The organism is Psychrobacillus sp., assembly GCF_056205495.1.
Genome location: NZ_JBAEAP010000481.1, coordinates 1 through 3,418, shown reverse-complemented (window position 1 = coordinate 3,418; position 3,418 = coordinate 1). Strand labels below are relative to the sequence as shown.

The following is a 3,418-nucleotide window of genomic DNA, read 5'->3' as shown; positions in this document are numbered from 1 at the left end:
CGACTCCAGCGGGATGAGTGAGACAGATAAGACATCACAACCACGCGCGTAAGCGATGGGTGATGGCTTATCGCTCACCCCGCGGAAAGCGTCCGGCTGGGGCGGAAATCAATTCTACTCTCTGATTTAATTATTTCTTTTTCTATGCATCATAAATCATCCCTACTTTTTAACATAGCCTATTTCTTTAACAAAAGAGAGACTCCAATTTTTATGGAAAATTCTAATCTTATTATTAGATAAATAGATATTTATTCGTTCTTTTATTATGGTTTATGTCTATCAAACCTGGGGTAGTAAAGTAATAGCAAATTTTTAATATTTTACTTATTTTATTAACAATATTTGTAATAATAACGAAGGAGAGGGGATTTAATGGGTTTATCGTTTTGGACATGGACAGTTACGATTATATTATCATTAGCTTTTATAGGTATGTCTTTCCTATTTAAGAAAAAAGCCGATACGAGCTTTGCTCATTATGCAATAGCCGGTGGAACATTGCCATTTTTCTTATTGTTGTTTACGGACATTGCAACCATCATGGGGGTCGGCAATTTCGTAGGCCATTCCTCAAAGGGGTATGAGATTGGAATAGCTAATGTTCCATTCGTCATTGGAGAGCAGGGGGCAAAAATATTATTCGCACTTGTATTTGCAGGTTTTGCGGCAAAGTTTACATATAATACACTAGCAGAAATGATGGATGATTTAATCATAGGAGATAGATTATCTCGTGGTTTAATCGCCATTTTAACTTCCTCTATAATGATAGCTTGGGTAAGTGGACAAGCAATGGGGATGGGGGCGCTATTTTCAGCCTTTACTGGAGCAGATCCTCTTATGATGATATTAGTTTTTTCTGCGGTGTTTATCATTTACACAGCAGTTGGCGGTATGTATTCAGTTGTATGGACTGACCTCATACAGGGAGGAATACTCATTGCCATCGCTGTTTGGTTTTACATACAAGTATTCGATAAAGTTGATTTTAGTTTTACGACCCTAAAAAGTGGGTTGGAAAATGTAGGGGCTATAGAGTTAGCTCAAATGAATCTTTCTGCTATAGAGGTTATTTCTCTATTTGTCACAGGAACTTTAGGGATACTGGCTGCTCAAGTATATTGGCAACGGTGTTTTGCTTCAAAAAACCCGAAGGCAGCAAGCAGAGCTATGCTAATCAGTGGAATAGTAGCAATTGTATTTACTGTTTTTGCAACAATAGCCGGAATGGTAGTAAAAATACAGAATCCTAATTTAGCTGCAGATGAGGCTATTTCCTGGCTTATTTTAGAAGAAATGACGCAACTGGCTGCTCTCGCCTTTTTTATCATGATATTCCTAGCGGCAATCTCCAGTGCTTCATCTCTTTTACATTCCGCTGCAGTCGTCATTGTAAACGACTTAGTAATCCCAAATATGAAACCTAAGGAGGATTCCTACTATTTAAAATTAACGAGAATAGGAGTTATCGTAATTGGGGCTTTTACAATTGGGACAGCTATTTGGGCCGACTCTATTATAGACTTATTCTCCTTGGCTTATTCGATGGCTGGTGGAGGAGTTGTACCAGTCTTAGTTGTCGGTTTACTTTGGAAAAAGAAAAAGGGTCAAGAATTTTCAATGGGTTCAAGTAACAGTCAGGTTTCCGTTTGGGGAGCGAGAGTTGGTATAGTTGCTGGCTCTATTGCCTCACTTACCTTAGGAATTTTATGGGGTGTTTTAGTATCTGTATTGTTAACTATGATCATCTCCAAAATGGTTCCTACTACAAAAGAGACATCTTTAGAGGTATAACGAATGTACCCCTATACCGATTCAGCTATCGGTATAGGGGTTTCTCTCGTTCAAGCTGGAAATGTTGCAATGACGGTCTCTTCCGATAAAATAGAAGTATTGAATAAATTATTTGAATAGGTGAGAATATGCCAGCAATTACGTTTGAACAAGAATTTATATTAAATGAACATCGAATATATACGACTAGGCCGCTTCGTACACTATTCACTTTAGAACGCCTCAGCAAAGAATTTTTCCAGGATGATTTTGCAAAACTGATGCAAGGAATTACGGAAGCAGAAAATCAGGTAGCAGCTGTTTCTCATTTTGCTAAAAGATATGGTATGTTTTTTGCCAATCAATTTTATATGTTAGCGGCTTACGACATGATTTGGGATGGTAAGCATACTGAACTTCATTTCGATGTCACCAAGGAGTATGATGCCTATACAATTGCTATGTTCATCAATCCAAATGATTTTCGTTATGTGAAAGAAACAGAACGAGAAGACGTGATTATGAAAATATTACAGAAGCAAGGGTACGAGATTGTTCAATATTTGAGAAAGACAACAAGTATCTCGCCATTGGTAATTTGGGAAAGCTTTTTTGTTTCCATTGTTAAAATATATGAAAAACTTTTAGAGAATCCATCTACTGCATCTCAGGCGATGGATGATATTGAAATTTTAGAGAGTACTGAGGCTTGGAAATCATTTTCAACTAAATCTCTTTTTTATGAATATACAAAAGGAAGAAATCCAGCAGTGCTAGTCAATCAGCCGAGCCGACGGAGCTGTTGTATGTCGATGGATATCCCCGGGCAAGGGGCTTGTGGCTATTGTCCGAAAACAAAGCCATAATATACATATACTTGATGTAACGTATAGAGGATGAGTTTGGAGATTGAAGCCGTGCCCCGGATGGCGTTAGCCCTAAACGGAAAACAACTATAGATAATTTGAATAGAAGCCCCGAAAACTTTACCAGATCGTAAAATTTTCGAGGCTTTTTATTTTGAGGAGAGTTTTGTTACTGCCTCTTTTTCTTGAGATGGAATTTGTGTGTCCTTTGGTTCTAGGGAGTTATTTTTTGATGACTGATCCACCAATCTATATACTCTAAATTAAATGCTATAATATCTCCAATTGGCCGAAGATGTGGTATTTCCTTATTTAGAATAAGTTGATTGATTTGTTCCTCTGTAAGAGGATAACCAACAGAATCTAAATAAATAACTAATTTTTTTACCCCATAAACTTTTCTCAAACAATCACCTCCAAAAACTGTCCTTCATAATACAGTAAAGTTTTATAGGACTTTTTATTTATATAAATGAGTTAATATCATAAATTGTAATTTCAACTAAAACACGAACTTTTCCATTCTATCAATTTTAGGTACAGACGCTTATTTCAATAGAGAGATAGAAAGAACTTAACCAACAACACTTTGAAAATGTTGTATTAAAGGAGTTTAAGTCACTCTATAAAAGTGTGCATCTAAAGTGAAACTAATTATGTTGAACTTTAAAATACATATAATTATTTCTATTTATTTAATTATAATTCGTGTTTTAAAGGAAAAATATAAAATATAAAATTAAATCACCTATACTTATGTATACCCTTATTTCATT

The 3,418-nt window shown here is 35.8% G+C and carries 3 protein-coding genes; 2 read left to right on the top strand and 1 reads right to left on the bottom strand.

Going from position 1 to position 3,418, the window contains the following annotated elements:
• Positions 1-375: 375 nt before the first annotated feature.
• Together AC06OU_RS13860 and AC06OU_RS13855 are read left to right on the top strand one after the other, a co-directional pair.
• Complete coding sequence (locus tag AC06OU_RS13860) at positions 376-1,797, top strand: sodium:solute symporter family protein (protein ID WP_475856537.1); 1,422 nt, start codon at positions 376-378, stop codon at positions 1,795-1,797.
• 128 nt (positions 1,798-1,925) lie between these two features.
• The gene (locus AC06OU_RS13855) at positions 1,926-2,642 is read left to right on the top strand and encodes a Fe-S oxidoreductase (protein ID WP_475856535.1); all 717 of its coding nucleotides are present in this window, start codon (positions 1,926-1,928) and stop codon (positions 2,640-2,642) included.
• A gap of 214 nt (positions 2,643-2,856) precedes the next feature.
• Here AC06OU_RS13855 and AC06OU_RS13850 read toward each other — a convergent pair whose 3' ends face one another.
• Positions 2,857-3,048: a hypothetical protein gene (locus tag AC06OU_RS13850; protein ID WP_475856533.1), complete on the bottom strand. Its 192-nt coding sequence runs from the start codon at positions 3,046-3,048 to the stop codon at positions 2,857-2,859.
• Between the last annotated feature and the right edge of the window lie 370 nt (positions 3,049-3,418).